Genomic DNA, 18,794 nt, shown 5'->3' with positions numbered 1-18,794 from the left:
AATAAAGTATTGATATCTATTTTAATATTTCTAGTCATAATAAAACTCCCTGCTAAGTTTTCACTATTTAAGTGTTTACTTAACAGGGAGCATATCATATTATTAATGGCTCGGCTTTTTATAATCTATTATTTTATTTATAGGTCTCAAGACAATAACTCTCTACACCACATTTTGGACACTTTAATTTTCTAGTTTGATACGTATGATTTGAAGTAAACCACTCTGAAAATTTTGGTTTGAAATCCCTTTGACAATTTGGGCACACATATTGAACGACCTCATAATAACGCTTTGAAGCTATTACTGCATATAATATGATAAATGGATAAACAATAATAATTGGTTTCCATTTCTTTTTTAATATAGCCATCAATATACTACTGTATTGTATAACTCCTACGCCTATTGATATTCCCATAAACTTTTTTCGAAAGTTTTGCATCTTTTGATGTTCTTCAGACTTATTTCTTAAATTTAAAATATTAGATACAGGATAATTACTTTCTTTACTAATACTCTCTTTTACAAACTTAATTTGTTTATGCTTTTGCTTATTATGCTCTATATTATCGTCAAGTTGCAGTAACTTTTCATCTAACAACATATTGAGCGTTTTAATAGATTGCGTTGAATAAAGTAATTCTTTAATTTCTTTCAATGAAAAATTCATATCTTTCAATGTTGTAACAATTCGTAATTGATTGAGTTCTTCTTCAGTATAAAATCTTCTATTATTTAAAATCACACTCGGCTTAACTAAACCTTTCTTATCATAATACTGTACAGTTCTAACTGTGATATCACATAATTCTGCTACTTCACCTGTAGTCCACTTCATATTTTGCCTCCTCATTTTTATAACGATCACTATATTAGTGTTAGTTTAATTGTATCTTGTGACCTTACGTTATAAGCAAGAAGAAAATACTTTTCCCTTAATATTATGTACAGGTTAGACTGACGTATGTGTAAATTCAGCCCATGGATATTCTTTTGGTGGTTCTGATTCAACCGTAATCATTTCATCTTTAGTCGGGTGCTTAACACTTAAGCTAGATGCCCAAAGCGCAATTTGTTGCCCATGTTTATTTACGTGCTCCCCATATTTTTGATCACCATAAAGGGGTGTACCTTGATTAGCTAATTGAACTCTAATTTGATGAGATCTACCAGTTTTTAATTCTACTTCTAACATACTCAAATTATCTTTTTTACTTAACACTTTATATTCAAGTATCGCTTTTTTACCATCTTTATTCTTAGAACTAACGACACTTACAAGATTCTTCTTACGATCTTTGTATAAGTAATCCACTAGTTCCCCTTGTTTATTAGGTAATGTTCCACGAATAATCGCTTTATATTTTCGATAAATTTGTTGTTTCCTCAATTCATTAGACAAACGAGACGCTGCTTTAGATGTACGCGCAAATACCATCACGCCTCCTACTGGTCTATCAAGTCTATGTACAAGTCCTAGGTATACATCACCAGGCTTATTATATTTTTCTTTAATATAACTTTTTAGCATGTTCAATAAATCCATATCTTTTGATGCATCTTCTTGAACTGCAATATTGACTGGCTTCTCCACTATGAGTAAATGATTATCCTCATATAGTACATTAATATGCACTAAAATCACTCCTATATAAATAATTAAAAATTCTTATCAGCTTTAAAGTTTTTGGGTTTATAAAAATTTAATAACATTCAATATAACATTGAAATATAAAAAATCAATAATAGATAAATGGAATAAAAATACATCATTTATAAAAAATAAATACGCTTATTATGTACATAATCACAATGGTGTACATAAATATAAATAACATTTGTGATTAAAGGTTGTACAACTCTTTGATGTGCTGTGATAAATTGGATATAACAACAAAGGAGGGAATCAATATACAGAAGGAAAACTTTAATATCATAACTGAAATGATCAAAAATCCAAAAATAAAAGGTAAAGATTTAGAATCGATGTTTAACATATCTCGCAGACAACTAGGATACAGAATTCAAAAGTTAAATGATTGGTTGAAAGAACAAGACTATCCACAAATAGAAAGAACTAGTCAAGGTTTCTTTATAGTTGATGATTCAATTAAAGATTTTCTTAATATTCCTAGTGAAACTCTCCATCAAGAAAGTGAGCAGGTTTATACAGCCTATCAGCGCGCGCACCTCATTTTGTTGATGTTGTTTAGAGAAGATGAAGTACTATCTTTAAATCACTTCTCAATCGATTTAGAAGTAAGTAAGAATACTGTGCTCAATGACATTAAACAATTAAAGGAATTAATAAGCTCATACAATGTATCAATTAATTATTCACGCCAACAAGGATATTACTTATCTGGTAATGAGTTTGAAATAAGACGCTTATTGATGAGATTAATTGATAAAGTATTCACTTTAAATATTTCAGAAAATGACGTAATCAATAGTTTAAATATAGAAGAAGACAAAATAATATTGATTAACAAACACATTAATAAAGTGGAACAATATTTAAATAATATGTTCATTGACGAAAGTACACTTACATTACCTTATAAACTTTACTTGATATTAAGGCGAATTAATCACGATAAGATAGTCGCACCATTTTCTATTGGTTATGATGATCTTTCAGATACTCAAGAATATCAAGCAACTGAAATTTTAACTTCAAATTATCAAGAAATACCTATGCAAGAAAAGTTATTTATAACTTTACAATTATTATCAACGAGTGTTCAATGGTCAGAATTACATGATGTTCAACATCTGCCAGAACTTCAATACGCACTTGAAGAAATGATTGAGCAATTTGAAAAACTAACATTTATTACTTTTAAAGATAAAGAATCGCTAATTCATCAGCTTATGCATCATATGAAGCCTGCATTTTATCGTATTCGTTATCAATTATCTGATGTTGATAGCTTAACAAATTCACTAAAAGAAGATTATAAAGAGCTCTTTCACTTAGTTAAATTATCTTCTAAACCTTTAGAAAAGTTTCTTAACCAAGAATTACCGGATAAAGAAACAGTTTATTTAACAATGTTAATAGGCGGAAGTTTACGGAGGCAAGATGAAGATATCGATCAGAAAGTAAAAGCCGTTGTTGTTTGTACACAAGGAACTTCTATTTCGAAATTAATGTTGCAAGAATTAAGAAGTGTATTTCCAGAATTTATTTTTCTAGATGCTTTGTCACTTCGCGAATTTAATCAATACGATTTAGATTTTGATATCGTATTTTCGCCAATGCACATTATGACGAATAAAAAATTGTACATTACAAAAACGATTTTGACTGCTCAAGAGAAACACGAGCTAAGGCAACATGTTTTTGGTCAATTAAATAACACTTTAGAAACAGATATCCAAGCCGAAAAAATGCTTTCAATTATACGTGAACATGCGACGGTTCATAACGAAGCTGAACTGTTCAATCAAATTAAAGATCAATTTGAAGATACGTATGCATATTCATCCATTAAAGCATCTACTTTGTCTATAAATAGCAATTTAGATTTACAAGATTTATTGCCTGTAAACCATATTCATTTCACAAAAAATGTTATGAATATCGAGGAAGCTATTCAATTAGCAGCTGAACCCCTTGTCAAAATCCGGTATATCGATAATCAGTATATAGACTTGATGAACAATGCTTTTGACGATACTTATATGGTAATCAATCAAAATATAGCGATACCTCATGCTGATGGCGAGGACACTGTTAACCGTACTTCAATGAGTATGTTGGTACTAGAAGAACCTCTTAAATTAAGTACAGGGTTAGACGTTTATATCTTTGTAGTCATTGCTGCAGCTGATAAATTTAAACATTTACGTCCCCTACTACAATTAAGAGATTTGTCTCAAGATACTCAAAATATTCAACGTATTTCACAAACTCAATCTAAAAGAGAAGTTTATGAAATTATTAAGCATTACTCAAAAATAGATTAAAACAAAGGGGTTGCGTTATATGCAAGATTTGAAAATCGATATCTCGAATGTCCTTATAGATTTAGAGGCATCGACAAATGAAGAAGCATTAAGTAAGTTATCTGACCAAATGTATCAAAACGGATATGTTAAAGAATCTTATAAAGATGCTGTAATAGAAAGAGAACGTTCATTTGCAACAGGTTTACCAACTGTGTATTGTTCTGTGGCAATCCCGCATACCGACATTCAGCACGTACAATCTAAAGCAATCGGTATCGCTACGCTCAAAGAAACAGTTCCATTTATCATTATGGGAGAAGAAAAAGAAACAACAGATGTGAAGTTAATTTTTATGCTAGCAATGGATAAAGAGGATGCTCAACTTTCATTACTTCAAAAATTAATGGGCATATTCCAAAATGATGAAATTTTAGAAACTATTGCAAACGCAACTGACAAAGAAACAATCGTAGAAACGATAGATAAAGAATTAAACGAAGTTTAAAAAATTAAAATATAACAGGAAAAGAATTTAAATATTAAATTCTTAAAATTAGGAGGAAATAATTATGAAACAAGTATTAGTAGCATGTGGAGCAGGTATCGCAACATCAACAGTGGTAAATAACGCAATCGAGGAAATGGCTAAAGAACACAATATTAAAGTAGATTTAAAACAAATTAAAATTTCAGAAGTTGGCGCATATGCGGATACAGCAGACCTTCTCGTTACAACAGCTATGACTCAAAAAGAATATGACTTCCCAGTAATTAATGCACGTAACTTCTTAACTGGTATTGGTGTAGAAGATACTAAACAAGAAATCTTAGACGCTTTACAAAAATAATAAGTTTTTAAAATCAAAATAACTAGCATGTGGTTGAAATTCACAACTTTGATATTTCAACCTCATTCTTCTAAAAAAGAGGATGGTGTAGGGTATGAGTGGTTTCGTAGATTTTATTCAAGCTTTTCTAGACTTAGGTGCAACGGTTATTCTACCGATTGTTATATTTTTACTAGGTTTATTCTTTAGACAAAAAGTCGGTGCAGCATTCCGTTCAGGTTTAACAATCGGTGTTGCATTCGTAGGTATATTTTTAGTTATTGATTTACTTGTAAATAACTTAGGACCAGCAGCACAAGCAATGGTTAAAAACTTAGGTGTAAGTTTAAATGTTATTGATGTAGGTTGGCCAGCAACTTCTTCAATCGCTTGGGCTTCAGTTATTGCAGCTTTTATCATTCCATTAGGTATCGTTATTAACGTCATTATGTTATTAACAAAGACTTCAAAAACAATGAACGTAGATATATGGAACTTCTGGCATTACACATTCATGGGTGCCATGGTTTATGCAATTTCAGGTAGTATTTGGCAAGCTTTAGTCGCTGCTGCACTATTCCAAATTGTTTGTCTGAAAGTAGCAGACTGGACAGCTCCAATGATGAGCGAGTTCTATGATCTACCAGGTGTTTCAATTGCAACTGGTAGTACAATTTCATATGTTCCTGGGATTTTCTTAGTAAAAGGACTTCAAAAAATTCCTGGCATTAACAAATTAAACGCTGATCCAGAAACAATTCAAAAACGTTTCGGCGCATTTGGTGAATCTATATTTGTTGGTTTAGTTCTAGGTTTGATTATCGGTATATTAGCAGGTTATAACGCTGGAGATGTTATTAATTTAGGTATGTCGATGGCAGCAGTAATGGTATTAATGCCTCGTATGGTTAAGATTTTAATGGAAGGTTTAATGCCAGTTTCTGAATCTGCACGTACTTGGTTAAATAAACGATTCGGTGATCGTGAAATTTACATTGGTCTAGACGCAGCAGTTGCACTTGGCCACCCAGCAGTTATTTCAACTGCATTAATTTTAGTACCAATTACAGTTTTATTAGCAGTTATTTTACCTGGTAACCAAGTCTTACCATTTGGTGACTTAGCAACAATACCATTTATCGTTGCATTTATAGTAGGTGCCGCACGTGGTAACATCATACATTCTGTAATTGTCGGTACAATTATGGTTGCTATTTCTTTATACATCGCAACAGATGTAGCACCTATCTTTACTAGTATGGCAGATGGAACAAACGTCAAAATGCCATCAGGCTCATCACAAATCTCAAGTCTTGACCAAGGTGGTAACATCTTAAACTATATTATCTTCAAGTTCTTTAGTTTGTTTAATTAATAATAAGGGGATGAAAGTTCATGAAAGCATTAGTAAAAACTGAACCTGGATTTGGTAATTTAGAAATATTAGAAAAGGAAATTCCCACACCTTCTGAAAATGAAGTGAAAATAAAAGTTCATTATGCTGGTATTTGCGGTACTGATGTACACACGTATGAGGGTCACTATAAAGTAAACTACCCTGTTACATTAGGTCATGAATTTTCAGGAGAAATTGTCGAAGTAGGCTCAAATGTTAATGATTTTAAAGTTGGCGATCGTGTGACTTCAGAAACAACTTATTATATATGTGGTGAATGTGAATATTGTAAAACTGGTGACTACAACCTTTGTAACCATAGAAAAGGTCTAGGAACACAGCAAAATGGTGGATTTACTAATTATTTAGTTGCTCGTGCTGCAAGCGTTCATAAATTACCTGATAACGTATCTTATAAAGCCGCTTCTATGACAGAACCATTAGCTTGTGCTTACCATGCTGTTTCTAAAACCGATATTTATCAAGACGACACTGTTGTAGTTATGGGGCCAGGTCCTATAGGATTATTAGTCGCTCAAGTTGTGAAAAGTAAAGGCGGAAAAGTCATTATTACTGGCTTAGACAACGATAAAGCACGTTTAAAAAAAGCAGAAGAACTGAACTTAGATCACGTTGTTAACATCCAACATACTGATTTGAAAGAATACGTTAATGGTTTAACAGATGGTTATGGCGCTGATGTAGTATTAGAATGTTCAGGTGCTGTACCAGCTGCAAAACAAGGTCTTGATTTATTACGTAAAAAAGGCCGATATGTTCAAGTTGGTATTTTTAAAGACCCTGAAATTCCTTTTGATTTAGAAAAAATCGTACAAAAAGAAATTAGAGTTGTTGGTAGTAGAAGTCAAAAACCTGCAGATTGGGAACCTTCATTACAACTATTAAGCACTGGAGAAGTTAACGCTGAAGCGCTCGTTACTACTGAATTAGATATAACACAATGGGACGAAGGATATAACCACATTAAAGGTGGAGAAGGTATTAAAGTATTACTCCGCCCTATCCAATAAATTATTAAAGGAGATTATTGAATATGGTAGAACCAATGTTAGATTTTATGCTTGGACCAATGAGAGGTATTACTGATTTTTACATGAATAACTTACTCGTTTGTAATAGTGCTGTTTTCTTAAGTTACTTTGGAGCAAAGTTATTCAAGAAGAAAGAAGTTTCTGCTGACCAGTCATAACAATTTATAATCAAGGGAGGGTGAAACATTTGAAATCATTAAATTTATACGGTGTTGAAGATTTGAAATTTGAAGATACATTAAATCCTACTATCCAAACACCTACTGATGTCATTATTAAAGTAAAAGCAACTGGCATATGTGGATCAGACACTTCACGCTATAAGAAACTTGGTCCTTACCGAGAAGGGATGACTTTCGGTCATGAATTCTCTGGTATAGTTGAAGAAATCGGAGATGAAGTTACACATGTTAAAGTCGGGGACTCGGTAACGGGTTGCCCTGCAATTGCATGTCACACTTGTCAGTATTGTGAAAAAGGTGAATACTCAAGATGTGAAAAACTCTATGTTATAGGTTCATATGTACCAGGTTGCTTTGCTGAATATGTCAAATTACCCTCACATAATGTATTAAAATTACCTGATAACGTCGACTTTGATACAGCAGCTATGGTTGAGCCATCTGCTGTTGTATCACACGGTTTTTATCGTACCAATATGAAACCCGGTGCTACTGTAGCAGTGATGGGATGTGGTAGTATTGGCTTACTAGCTATCCAATGGGCAAAAATATTTGGTGCTACAACAATTATTGCTATCGATATAGATAGTCATAAATTAGATATAGCTAAAGAACTCGGTGCAGACTATATCATTAACTCAAAAGATAAATCACTCGAAGACGCAATATCAGAAATCAATTGTAAAATAGATGTCGCTGTAGAATCTGCTGGATCACCTTTTACTATCGGACAAGTACTTACACTCCCTACTAAAGGTGGAGAGGTATTACTATTAGGCATACCTTATGCAGATATCGAATTAGAACGCACACATTTTGAAAAAATATTACGGAACGAATTAAACGTTTTAGGTTCATGGAATGGTCTGTCTGCCCCATTTCCTGGGAAAGAATGGACTGCAACATTACATTATATGGCTACTGGAGAAATCCAAGTTGAACCTATCATTTCAGATAAGTTACCATTAAGTGAAGGTCCAGATACATTTTATAACCTAGTTAATAAGAAGAAACATTACGACAAAGTTATATTCCATCCATAATTTCAACATTGCCGTATATCAATAATAAGCAAAGGTAGCGGGATTGGGATTGAAAAAAGTTTGATAAATAAACCCCAACTCAAAATAAATAACATCTCATTTCACTGATTTATTCAGTTAGAAATGAGATGTTATTTTTATATAATCTACTACGATTTTGTTCGTGCATGCTTGTCTTATATTTCTTGCACGTTAGAAGCTACTCACGCTGACACAACAAAAGTCCAAGACAATTGTTATACCCCGGACCCGGTTTCGTTGTTGTTTACAATGAAGCGTAATGTATTGTCATATTTATTTTAGTTGTATCATTACCTTTATTGCGGTAACTGTGCTGACAGTTTGCTTTGAATTTAATTGAATCATTCTTTTCTAGATAATAAATTTGATTATTAACTACTAGTTCTAGTTCTCCTTCATATACAGTTAAATATTCTGTTGCACCGTTTGTATGTCGTTCACTTTCTAAAAATCCACCCGGTTCAATTTCAACCATATAGATTTCAAATTGTTTATCTTGTTCAAATGAGAAATATGGATAAACTTTATATTTATCATTATCCATCGTTATTTCGTGTAACTCTGATTTTTTAATGACTTCAATATCTTCAGTTTGCTCTTCTATTAAAGAAGTAAATGACAATTTTAATCCGTTAGATATTTTCCAAATAGTTGAGATGGATGGTATTGAATCCAATCTTTCAATTTGTCCAAGCATTGTTTTGCTAACGCCTGTCATTGTTGCTACTTTATCTAAAGTTAGCCCTTCATTTTTTCGATATTTTTTAAGATTTTCTGCTATTATTTCATGAATCTCTCTCATACAATTTCACCTTCTTATTTACAATATAACGCACTAAAGTTATAATATAAAGCACAACAATTATAACGAATATAAAAACGTTATAGCATATTTAGGGAGGTTTTTAAATGCTCGTTCTGTCTATGACCATTTACGCTGTAGTTTCTAGTTTCACGCCTGGCCCTAACAATATTATGTCTCTTTTTTATTCCAAACATAACGGCATGATTGGTTCTTTAAGATTTTGTATCGGTGTCAGTTTAGGTTTCTTTTTATTATTACTTATTTCGAACTTTTTTAGTTCATTTTTATATCAAGTATTCCCTAAAGTTCAATTATTTATGAAGATTTTTGGTGCTGTGTATTTATTATATTTAGCTTATAAAATTGCTACAAGTAAAAGTACAGATGAAAATGGTTTTAGCGAAAAATATAATAACATTAAATTTGGAATGGCTCTTCAATTCATCAATCCTAAAGGTACAATTTATGCATTGAGTGTTGTCGCAGCTTTTGTTACACCTAATTTTGAAGATCCATTATTGCAATTTATACTGCTTATTTATTTAGCTTTAATTGGTTTCTTAGGAACATTTAGTTGGAGCGTTTTTGGTAGCATCTTCAAAAAATTTATAAACCAATATGAATTAATGTTTAATCTTATAATGGCATTACTACTCGTTTATACTGCTATAAGCATCCTATATGTATAAAAAGAGGCATTATTTAAAACAATGCCTCTTTTTTAATATTAACTATTTTGTTTAGAAAATGCTTTACCAATTGCGTCTAATTTTACTGGTGCGTCTGAAGCTGCCATTTTCACTTCGACAAAATGCATTTGATTTGGTTTTGAATTAATGTTTAATAATGTTTTTTCTAAGTCTTCAGATGTTTCTACATCATGTATAGCGACTTTATCTTTCCCACCGAACACTGCTGGTAGTAGTTTATAATCCCACATTTGAATGTCATTATATGGTTGGTTTTCACCATGAATTTTACGTTCAACAGTATAACCATCATTATTTATCACGAATATAACAGGTTTTAAATCTTCTCTAATCATCGTTGAAAGATCTTGTGCTGTTAATTGTAATGAACCATCACCTATTAATAAAATATTTCTTCTATATAAATCAGCAAGTTGTGTACCTAAAGTTGCTGGTAAAGTATATCCGATTGAACCCCATAAAGGTTGTCCTATAAATGTATTATCTTTGTATAAATTTAAGTCATAAGCGCCGAAGAATGATGTTCCTTGTTCAGCTAACACAACATCATCAATACCTATAAACTCTTGCATCATTTTAAAGTATGTTTCTTGCGTTAACGGTTCGTTATTCACTGTATAGTTGCCTTTTGCTGCACATTTAAGCTTTGGATATGATGCTTTATTTTCATAATTCACATCAAGTAAACCATTTATAAGATTTGGCAACGTGATATCAAATATTTTTGTTTCATTTAATTTGAAATTGTAATGATTAATCATTACGACATCATCAATATCAAAACCAAATGAATACCCTGCCGTAGCTGAGTCTGTTAATTTTGCACCGATATTTAATATTGCATCACTATTATCTACATAATTTCTAATGTTTTCTTCAGCGATACTACCATCATAAATTCCCATATATAACGGACTTTCTTCATTAAATGCACCTTTACCTAAAGATAATTGTGCTACTGGTATTTGCGTTAATTGTGCAAATTCGTTTAATTGTTCATGCAGTTTAAAACTATTTATTTCATGTCCTGCGATAATAACAGGTTGTTTAGCAGATTGAAGTTTTTCTTGAACCATCTTAACAATATTAGAAACATCTTGTTGTTCCGGTTCAGCTAATTTAAATCCTTCTGTAATTTCAATTTCAGATTGTGCTACATCAATAGGTAAATGTATGTGTACTGGTCTCTTTTCAGATAGTGCAGCATTAATCAAGCGTGGAATTTCTTGTTGCGCATTCTCTGTTGTAATATACCCTTGAGCTGTTGTAATTTCTTCATACATTTTTCTATAGTTGTCGAATTGTCCTTCTCCTAAAGAATGGTGTACATATTTTCCTGCATTTTCAACTACAGTACTAGGTGCTCCAGTAATTTGAATGACAGGTACACGTTCAGCATATGAGCCTGCAATCCCGTTTACAGCACTTAATTCACCTACTCCAAAAGTCGTTACCATTGCAGCAATTCCATTCAATCTTGCATAACCGTCAGCTGCATAGCTTGCATTCAATTCATTCGTATTACCAACCCAATCTAAATTTTCATGGCTTATAATATCATCTAAAAATGCTAAGTTAAAATCACCAGGAACACCAAAAACTTTGTTTACCCCAGCTTCACTTAAACAATCCATTAAATATTCCCCAACACGTTTTTTCATGTCCATTCCACCTTTATATATATTGAATAACTATTTAGGTCAATTGTATTGACCTATTAGTGTAAAAAAATATCTTTGGATATTTCTTATAGTTTCTTTAATCTATCTAACAATTACTATTGTATGCCTTTATACTAATTAAGTCAATTAACTTGACCTATAAATGCGTTTTATTCTTTTTTCTATTATAATGAACAAAAAGGAGACGACACTATGGATAATAAAAATAATTATGATCATATGCTTTTTTACTTCGCATACAAAACATTTATAAATACAGCAGACGACATCATTAAAGATCACGGAATGAGTAGACAACATCATAGATTTTTATTCTTTATTGATCAGCTACCTGGCATTACGATTAAAGACTTACTCGAAACATTAGAAATATCTAAACAAGCTTCGCATGCATCATTGAAAATGCTTAAAGAAAAAGGACTTATAAGAGATGCCGACTCACCAAACGATAAACGTGTAAAATGTCTATACCCAACTGAAGAAGGCAGTGCACTAGTAAACAAATTAAACCGTGCCCAAAATGAATTACTACAAGAAACATTTGGAGAAGCAGGAACAGACTGGCATGAAGCAATGGAGCAACTTGCGGACCATCGTTCAGGATTCAAAAATATAAAGTCACTTAAACCAAAAGATAAATAATCAATATAGGAATGTTGTATGTGGGCCCCATCTTGTAACATTCGGAAAAATATTAAAACAGGTTGGACAAGGAATTGTCTCAACCTGTTTTTATGTGAATTATCTATTCTTTTCTTTTTGTACATTTTCTTCTATAACACTATGAAAAACGGTACATATTATAAAAAGTACCGTTACAACTACAAAGCTATATGGGAGTTTTTCTAAATAAAACCAACTTATATGTGTATTGAATAAATTATTAGATGTATAAATAATAAATCTCGATAATAATAGTAGTAACAGTATGGAAGCTGTAGATTGTAGGACGTTGTCTATTAGTTTGATCATATTATAATCATCCTTTTGCCCTCACTTTAAATTTAAAGTAAGTAAACATTCTTAATATATATTCTAAAGGTCCGTATCTCAAATTTTTTTGATACCAAGTTGCAAGTAACATTTGGCAGATATACACAATAATAAAAATTATTATAGTAAAAATTAAGATATCCTTCCCAAATAACCCTAAACCATAACTATAAAAAATTAATGTTCCAATTACACTCTGTAATATATACATTGTCAAAGACATTTTTCCTAAATTTTTAAAACCTTGAAGTACAATATTTTCAGATTTTTTCTGATATAAATATTTAAATAAACACATCATACCAAACGCTAATGTCATACTAAATATACCGTGTAAACTTTCTGAGATATTCTCATTATCTATCCATAAATATGAACTTTTACCTAAAATAGATATAGGTATTAAATATATAAATAGTTTAGATGACCAGAAAAGCCGAGCATCTTTTTCAAACCATTTCGCTTTCGACAAATAAATTCCGAATACAAAAAATATTGCTTCCATTATAAAAGCAAATAAAAATATTAATCCTACCGCATCACCGAGCTCATCTTTCATATATGCTAACGATGGATCTTTAATTGTCGAATCACTATTATGTATTTCTGTATACGTACCGTTACTAAATACATGTTGAACTTTTTCTACATAAGTCTCTTTCTCTTTATCACTAATATTTACCTCTTCATCATCTAATAGTCCTAAAACATTCATTGAAAATAATAGCATTAAACCAATAATTGCTATCCACTTAAAAAATCTTTTCCCTAATGATATAAATGGAATAATAATTAGCATTGATAATGAATAACCAAATAAGATATCGCCTTCCCAAATATATATTGAATGCACTAAACCAATAATCAATAAAAATATAGCTCGTCTAAATAATTTTAGTCTTGGCCTTTTTAATTCTTTTAATTTCATTGATTGATATAGTTTATCTAGTGAAAAACCAAACAATATTGCAAATATCGGCATAAAACTGTTTTCAAATATTGTTTTTATAAAATCATATACACCTTGATTTACTGAATTTAAGTGATAAAATTCTATAAATGTTTGTCCAGTTAAACCAAACTGGAATATTAATAAGTTTGCTATAAATATTCCAAATAAACTAAAACCTCTTAAGGCATCTGCCACTTCTATTCTCTTCATTTCTTTCACCTCAGTTATCATCCTAACAACTAAAGCTAAATTCTATCTTATCCTTTCCTTAAAAGTAACTTAATTTTACAATAATAGGTAGATGTATCTAGCAGAGACCTTTAAAATTAAAGATATCGAGGTGTATAGAAATGGCTGCAAAGATATTAATAGTGGAAGATGATATTGATATTCAATCTTTAATCAGAATTACGCTCTCCAACAAGCAATTAGGAGACCTTTATACAGCAAATGATATAAATGAAGCAACTAACTTACTTAAAAGTCATGTATTTGATGTCATGTTATTGGATTTAAACTTAAAGTCTGAAAACGGCTATGAACTTCTAAAATACATAAAAAATCAAAACACTAAATTATTAATTGTTACTGCCAAAGATTCTGAGATAGATACATATAGAGGATTTGAACTTGGTGCAGTTGATTACATTAAAAAACCGTTTGATCCAATTGAACTTGCTTATCGCGTTGGCGTGCATATAGACAAATCAAACGTTCATACAAATAATAGACTTGAAGTAAATTTAGACACGGCAGATGTTTCTTTTAAAAATAAGATTATTAACTTAACAACTAGAGAATACGATTTATTAATATATTTTATAAAAAATCAAAACCGAATTTTAACGAAGGATCAAATTTATGATAATGTATGGGGCTATTCAATAAGCGTAGATGATAATACTTTGATGGTTCATATTAGAACGTTACGCAAGAAAATAGAAGAAAATCCTAATAAACCTGAGCTAATACAAACAGTTAGAGGCAAAGGATATATCTATAGGAGCAATAATAATGAATAAACGCTTTACTTTAAAATTTATAAAATATATCTCAATATTCTTTATAGTCACAATGATACTAACGTGTATAGGTTTATATGTATTTTTTTCAAAAGCGATTAATTTAATGTATACAGACTTAGAAAACATTGATGAAACTTATATAGATTCTGCTATTTCAAAAAGTAAAAATACCTATGAGCTGAATAAAGATTTAACTCAAAAATTAAAAGAAAATAATGCTAAGCTGTATATTATCGATGATAAGGCAAATGTTTCTTATCCTAAAAATCATGGGAATTTAAAAAAGAAACTTATCGGAAATATAAATAATACTATGACTGTCCCTTATAGGAAACATTTACATGTCGCAATTGTATTCCCATCTAACTCAAATTTAACGATTAAAAACCAAGGCGACATTAATACAAAAAAACTAATCAATAGTAACTTTATAGAAGGATATAACCGTTATAATATAGGAATTGAAAATAATAATTTAAAGTTTATCGAAAAACCATTTCATAAAAAAGTTAGTTATGTTTCAGAAATCGGGGAAGCAGATAAAAAATTACTTATAAGCTCCCTACTCGTTACCTTATTATTATTCGCAATAAACTTAATATTTGTTATACTACTTGCTTTAATAATTTCTAAACGAATATCAAATCCATTATTTTTCTACACAGAATGGATTGAAAATCTTTCAAAAGGAAAATTATTTAAACCAAGTTCTAAACATCACAACAAGAAAAATAAAAAGTTATTTAAAGAATTAAATGATTCTGTTGAAACTCTGTCTGACCAATTAATGCAAAACAAAATTTATCATAACCAAATCAATTACTACAAAGAAAAATGGCTTAGTCAAATTTCTCATGATTTAAAATCACCATTAACAACTATATATGGATACTCAAGACTCCTTTCAAACGAATCAAATGAGTCTACAAAGTATGCCATATTAATATCAGAAAAAGCAGCATATATGACAGAGTTAATTAACAGTTTAAATCAAAACTTCAAATATGAAACTGAACAAATGGGTATTAATAAAGAAGCTTTTGATGTTATTGAAACTACGAATCAACTCATCAATTCTTTCCAATATGATAAATTAACAATCATTAATAATCTTGAAAACCCGACGTTCTACGGGAACAAATTATACTTTGAAAGGATGATCATGAATTTAATCGATAACAGCATCGATCATAACAAAATTAATCCAAATATCGAGATTACAATTTCATATAAAAATGAAGTTCTCACCATTGATTATAGGGACGATGGAGTGGGAATAAGTAAGGCAATAGAAGAAAAAGCATTGCATTCAACACATACTAAGAAAGACAACGAAAAAGAACATGGTATAGGTTTTACCATTATTATGGACTCAATACACTTTCATAATGGAACATTCCAATCATTACCTATAGAAAAAGGTGTTCATTTCAGAATAAAACTGTACGAATAGGAGAACACACTATGTTAAGCAAAATCAAATATCTTATCTCATTAACACTTTTCATTATGTTTTGTGGCTGGGTAATATCAGATTCTATAGATTGGTTAGCTCTCATTTTTATAATATTCTTTATGACGATTTTCCTTTTTGTATTCCAAATACGGGATGAATCCTTTAGAACATTTAAAGTAAAAGATGCGTTAATTTATATACTTCCATTTATAATAGTATCTACAGTTATACACTTTTTAGTACCTATAGGCGCAACGAGGAATATCTTACTTGTTTCATTAGCGGTTATATTAGTAATAATACAACTGGTAATAAAAAAGCGTAAAAAGAATGCAACTTCAAAATCGACTAAATAAAAAGACCCCTTCAATCCTCTAGATTTAATCTCGGATTGGAAGGGTCTTTTTGTTTTATATTATGACGTACTTGTTTGTACTTCAATTTCTTCTTCGTGATAATTAAAGTATTTATTTGATATATACTGCTGAATAATTAAGACGATTGCACTAGCGCTCCAATATAATGGTAATGCTGCTGGCATATTCAAGCTCACAATAAATATCATAATTGTACTTATATACATAATATATTTCATTTGGTTATTAGATCCATCTGGTAAATAACGTGTTGATAAATATGCTTGTAATAAATATAATCCACCTGCAATCAGAGCCATGTATATATCTGGTGTGCCTAAATTAAACCAAGCAAAGTTATGACTTGCTAATGCATCATTATTATATATTGCAAAGTATAATGCCATTAATATTGGCATTTGTATCAACATCGGTAAACATCCCATATTTAAAGGATTTACATCATTATCTTTATATAAAGCCATCATTTCCTGACTGTATTGTGCTTTTTCAGTTTCATCTTTAGCTGATTTCATTTTCTTATTAATTTCGTCTATTTGTGGTTTAAGTTGTTTCATTTTAAATTGCATTTTCTTCTGCCCTTTAAAAGAACGTAACATGAAAGGCATTACAATCAATCGTACACATAGCGTTACAATGATGATACCTATTCCGTAACTATTACCGAAAAATGATGCAAAGAATTTAATAAGATGAACAAATGGTTCAACAAATGTTGAATGGAACATGCCACCTTCTTGTGGTGCACACCCTCCTAGTATTAATGATATTGCTAAAAATGCGATTACTGTGTATAGTTTTTTCAAAAAATTTTCCTCCAATATATTAAATAAAATATGATTTAATATATTGGCAACGCGTCTTCTTCATCGCCTGTTTTCGACAGGCATTTTATTCTCCATCTTAATATAGGTACCATCCATACAAAGATATACTGATCTTGTACTTCAGTAGATGGTTGTACATGCCATGTCTCGTTCAATTTGATACTTGCTTGCATTTCTAAGTATACAAATAGAAGCGTTAATAATATTGGAATGAAGTAATGTATACTAAACGTTAAATAATTAAATAATATATCTTCTCCTAGTAACCCTATGAGCCATTCCATTATTATCTCATTCCTTTCAAGTATCGATTCTTTTTTAATTCTACTTGTTTTTACCTAATTCTTCAAATGTTTCCCACTTTAATTTTCCAAAAATTTATTGTAATGGTTTTTCAATTTGGTATAATTGAGAAGAATTATCATTTACAAAAAATAGGAGGACGATGATGAAAAAATTATCCGTTTTTATGCTTGTTTTAGTTATGCTTTTAGCAGCTTGTGGGAATAGTAACACTGAAAAAAATAGTAAAGAATCAGAAGGCAGTAAATCTGATACCAAATCATTTACAAACGATTCTGGAGAAAAAGTTGAAGTTCCAAAAGACCCTAAACGTATCGTTGTATTACATCCAACATACGTGGGCGCATTAGTAAAATTTGGACATAAGCCAGTAGCTGTACCAGAATTTGTTAAGCAGAATAAAGTATTAAATGATGTTACAAAAGATGCTAAGAAGATTGATAACACAAACGTTGAACAAATTGCCAAAGCAAAACCGGATTTAATTATCGCAACATCTCAAGAAAAAAATTTAAAGAAACTTAAAAAAATAGCACCTACTGTTACTATCGATAACATGAAATCTACATATGAAGACAATACAAAACTGCTAGCTGAATTAGTTGGAGAACAAGACAAAGCAGATAAATGGCTTAAAGAATGGAAAGCACAACTATCTAAAGATAAAAAAGAACTGGAACCATTAATAAAAGAAAAAACAGCGACTATTTTACAGCAAACACCTAAAGGGCTCATTGCATTTAACGATAAGATGGGCAGAGGTGGAGAAATTATATTTGATGATTGGGGATTAAAGTTACCTGATGAATTAAAATCAGCAACTAAAAAGACAAGCACACTCACTATCACTCCAGAACAATTTGATAAATATTTAGGAGACTATGTTATTATAGCTGCCAATGGCGACCAAAAAGCGCAATTTGAAGAAACAAATGTATGGAAAAATACAGATGCTATGAAGAACAATCATGTGGTGAAATTTGACGTTACAGAAACACAATATAATGACCCAATCTCATTAGAAAAACAAAGAGAAATATTCTACAAAGCATTTAAAGAAATGAAATAACTTTATAAAAAGACCTTTCCATCATATTTAGATAATGGAAAGGTCTTTTTGTAACTTTCGATATATTTTTTAGACTTCCTTCTGTCTGAAGTAAGACAACCCTCACACTCACCTTCT

21 protein-coding genes are annotated in these 18,794 nt (G+C 30.7%); 13 read left to right on the top strand and 8 right to left on the bottom strand.

What is annotated here, in order from left to right:
* Nucleotides 1-133: 133 nt before the first annotated feature.
* Together CD135_RS07455 and CD135_RS07450 are read right to left on the bottom strand one after the other, a co-directional pair.
* Nucleotides 134-841: a MerR family transcriptional regulator gene (locus tag CD135_RS07455; protein ID WP_070045188.1), complete on the bottom strand. Its 708-nt coding sequence runs from the start codon at nucleotides 839-841 to the stop codon at nucleotides 134-136.
* 114 nt (nucleotides 842-955) lie between these two features.
* Complete coding sequence (locus tag CD135_RS07450) at nucleotides 956-1,639, bottom strand: RluA family pseudouridine synthase (protein ID WP_017000192.1); 684 nt, start codon at nucleotides 1,637-1,639, stop codon at nucleotides 956-958.
* Between the two features lie 245 nt (nucleotides 1,640-1,884).
* Between CD135_RS07450 and CD135_RS07445 the strand changes: the two genes are divergently transcribed.
* The 7 genes from CD135_RS07445 to CD135_RS07420 all read left to right on the top strand — a co-directional run bounded on the left by CD135_RS07445 (nucleotide 1,885) and on the right by CD135_RS07420 (nucleotide 8,457).
* Nucleotides 1,885-3,975, top strand: coding sequence for a BglG family transcription antiterminator (locus CD135_RS07445; protein WP_308863787.1), 2,091 nt, complete (start codon nucleotides 1,885-1,887; stop codon nucleotides 3,973-3,975).
* A gap of 19 nt (nucleotides 3,976-3,994) precedes the next feature.
* The gene (locus tag CD135_RS07440; protein ID WP_103269137.1) at nucleotides 3,995-4,462 is read left to right on the top strand and encodes a PTS sugar transporter subunit IIA; all 468 of its coding nucleotides are present in this window, start codon (nucleotides 3,995-3,997) and stop codon (nucleotides 4,460-4,462) included.
* A gap of 64 nt (nucleotides 4,463-4,526) precedes the next feature.
* Entirely contained in the window at nucleotides 4,527-4,805 is a 279-nt protein-coding gene (locus CD135_RS07435; protein WP_017000189.1) for a PTS sugar transporter subunit IIB, read from the top strand.
* A gap of 94 nt (nucleotides 4,806-4,899) precedes the next feature.
* Nucleotides 4,900-6,159, top strand: coding sequence for a PTS galactitol transporter subunit IIC (locus CD135_RS07430; RefSeq protein WP_103269136.1), 1,260 nt, complete (start codon nucleotides 4,900-4,902; stop codon nucleotides 6,157-6,159).
* A 20-nt stretch (nucleotides 6,160-6,179) separates the two neighbouring features.
* Nucleotides 6,180-7,211, top strand: a complete 1,032-nt coding sequence (locus CD135_RS07425) for a zinc-binding dehydrogenase (RefSeq protein ID WP_103269135.1) — start codon at nucleotides 6,180-6,182, stop codon at nucleotides 7,209-7,211.
* Nucleotides 7,212-7,234: 23 nt separating this feature from the next.
* Nucleotides 7,235-7,390: a hypothetical protein gene (locus tag CD135_RS12990; RefSeq protein WP_017000186.1), complete on the top strand. Its 156-nt coding sequence runs from the start codon at nucleotides 7,235-7,237 to the stop codon at nucleotides 7,388-7,390.
* Between the two features lie 29 nt (nucleotides 7,391-7,419).
* Entirely contained in the window at nucleotides 7,420-8,457 is a 1,038-nt protein-coding gene (locus CD135_RS07420; protein ID WP_103269134.1) for a galactitol-1-phosphate 5-dehydrogenase, read from the top strand.
* Between the two features lie 265 nt (nucleotides 8,458-8,722).
* On the opposite strand, the gene CD135_RS07415 is transcribed toward CD135_RS07420, so the two are convergent.
* Nucleotides 8,723-9,280 (bottom strand): helix-turn-helix domain-containing protein, encoded by a 558-nt coding sequence (locus CD135_RS07415; RefSeq protein ID WP_103269133.1) that lies wholly within the window; start codon nucleotides 9,278-9,280, stop codon nucleotides 8,723-8,725.
* Between the two features lie 107 nt (nucleotides 9,281-9,387).
* Here CD135_RS07415 and CD135_RS07410 point away from each other — a divergent pair, with 107 nt between their 5' ends.
* Nucleotides 9,388-9,972: a LysE family transporter gene (locus tag CD135_RS07410; protein ID WP_103269132.1), complete on the top strand. Its 585-nt coding sequence runs from the start codon at nucleotides 9,388-9,390 to the stop codon at nucleotides 9,970-9,972.
* Between the two features lie 38 nt (nucleotides 9,973-10,010).
* Here the strand turns inward: CD135_RS07410 and CD135_RS07405 are convergent, their stop codons facing one another.
* Nucleotides 10,011-11,654 (bottom strand): alpha-keto acid decarboxylase family protein, encoded by a 1,644-nt coding sequence (locus CD135_RS07405; RefSeq protein ID WP_103269131.1) that lies wholly within the window; start codon nucleotides 11,652-11,654, stop codon nucleotides 10,011-10,013.
* Nucleotides 11,655-11,867: 213 nt separating this feature from the next.
* On the opposite strand from CD135_RS07405, the gene CD135_RS07400 reads away from it, so the two are divergent.
* Nucleotides 11,868-12,317 (top strand): MarR family winged helix-turn-helix transcriptional regulator, encoded by a 450-nt coding sequence (locus CD135_RS07400; protein ID WP_103269130.1) that lies wholly within the window; start codon nucleotides 11,868-11,870, stop codon nucleotides 12,315-12,317.
* A gap of 99 nt (nucleotides 12,318-12,416) precedes the next feature.
* On the opposite strand, the gene CD135_RS12985 is transcribed toward CD135_RS07400, so the two are convergent.
* Nucleotides 12,417-12,647, bottom strand: coding sequence for a hypothetical protein (locus CD135_RS12985; RefSeq protein WP_103269129.1), 231 nt, complete (start codon nucleotides 12,645-12,647; stop codon nucleotides 12,417-12,419).
* 7 nt (nucleotides 12,648-12,654) lie between these two features.
* Nucleotides 12,655-13,830 carry a DUF418 domain-containing protein gene (locus CD135_RS07390; protein ID WP_103269139.1) on the bottom strand — a complete coding sequence of 392 codons (1,176 nt, stop codon included), beginning with the start codon at nucleotides 13,828-13,830 and terminating at the stop codon, nucleotides 12,655-12,657.
* Nucleotides 13,831-13,970: 140 nt separating this feature from the next.
* Here CD135_RS07390 and CD135_RS07385 point away from each other — a divergent pair, with 140 nt between their 5' ends.
* The 3 genes from CD135_RS07385 to CD135_RS07375 are packed head-to-tail and all read left to right on the top strand — an operon-like array spanning nucleotide 13,971 to nucleotide 16,457.
* Complete coding sequence (locus tag CD135_RS07385; protein WP_103269128.1) at nucleotides 13,971-14,642, top strand: response regulator transcription factor; 672 nt, start codon at nucleotides 13,971-13,973, stop codon at nucleotides 14,640-14,642.
* Complete coding sequence (locus tag CD135_RS07380; protein WP_103269127.1) at nucleotides 14,635-16,098, top strand: sensor histidine kinase; 1,464 nt, start codon at nucleotides 14,635-14,637, stop codon at nucleotides 16,096-16,098. Before CD135_RS07385 ends, CD135_RS07380 begins: the two co-directional genes overlap by 8 nt.
* 11 nt (nucleotides 16,099-16,109) lie before the next feature.
* The gene (locus CD135_RS07375; protein ID WP_103269126.1) at nucleotides 16,110-16,457 is read left to right on the top strand and encodes a hypothetical protein; all 348 of its coding nucleotides are present in this window, start codon (nucleotides 16,110-16,112) and stop codon (nucleotides 16,455-16,457) included.
* A 59-nt stretch (nucleotides 16,458-16,516) separates the two neighbouring features.
* Here the strand turns inward: CD135_RS07375 and yidC are convergent, their stop codons facing one another.
* Both yidC and CD135_RS07365 read right to left on the bottom strand, forming a co-directional pair.
* Nucleotides 16,517-17,284 (bottom strand): membrane protein insertase YidC, encoded by a 768-nt coding sequence (gene yidC, locus CD135_RS07370; RefSeq protein WP_103269125.1) that lies wholly within the window; start codon nucleotides 17,282-17,284, stop codon nucleotides 16,517-16,519.
* A 35-nt stretch (nucleotides 17,285-17,319) separates the two neighbouring features.
* A complete protein-coding gene (locus CD135_RS07365; protein ID WP_103269124.1) occupies nucleotides 17,320-17,589 on the bottom strand; it encodes a hypothetical protein in 270 nt (89 codons plus the stop codon).
* 164 nt (nucleotides 17,590-17,753) lie between these two features.
* On the opposite strand from CD135_RS07365, the gene CD135_RS07360 reads away from it, so the two are divergent.
* Complete coding sequence (locus CD135_RS07360; RefSeq protein WP_103269123.1) at nucleotides 17,754-18,677, top strand: ABC transporter substrate-binding protein; 924 nt, start codon at nucleotides 17,754-17,756, stop codon at nucleotides 18,675-18,677.
* Nucleotides 18,678-18,794 lie beyond the last annotated feature (117 nt).

It is taken from the genome of Mammaliicoccus lentus (assembly GCF_002902755.1).
In the GTDB taxonomy this organism is placed as follows: Bacteria; Bacillota; Bacilli; order Staphylococcales; family Staphylococcaceae; genus Mammaliicoccus; species Mammaliicoccus lentus.
The sequence above is the reverse complement of the archived record's forward strand: the minus strand, read 5'-3'. Positions and strand labels throughout refer to the sequence as shown.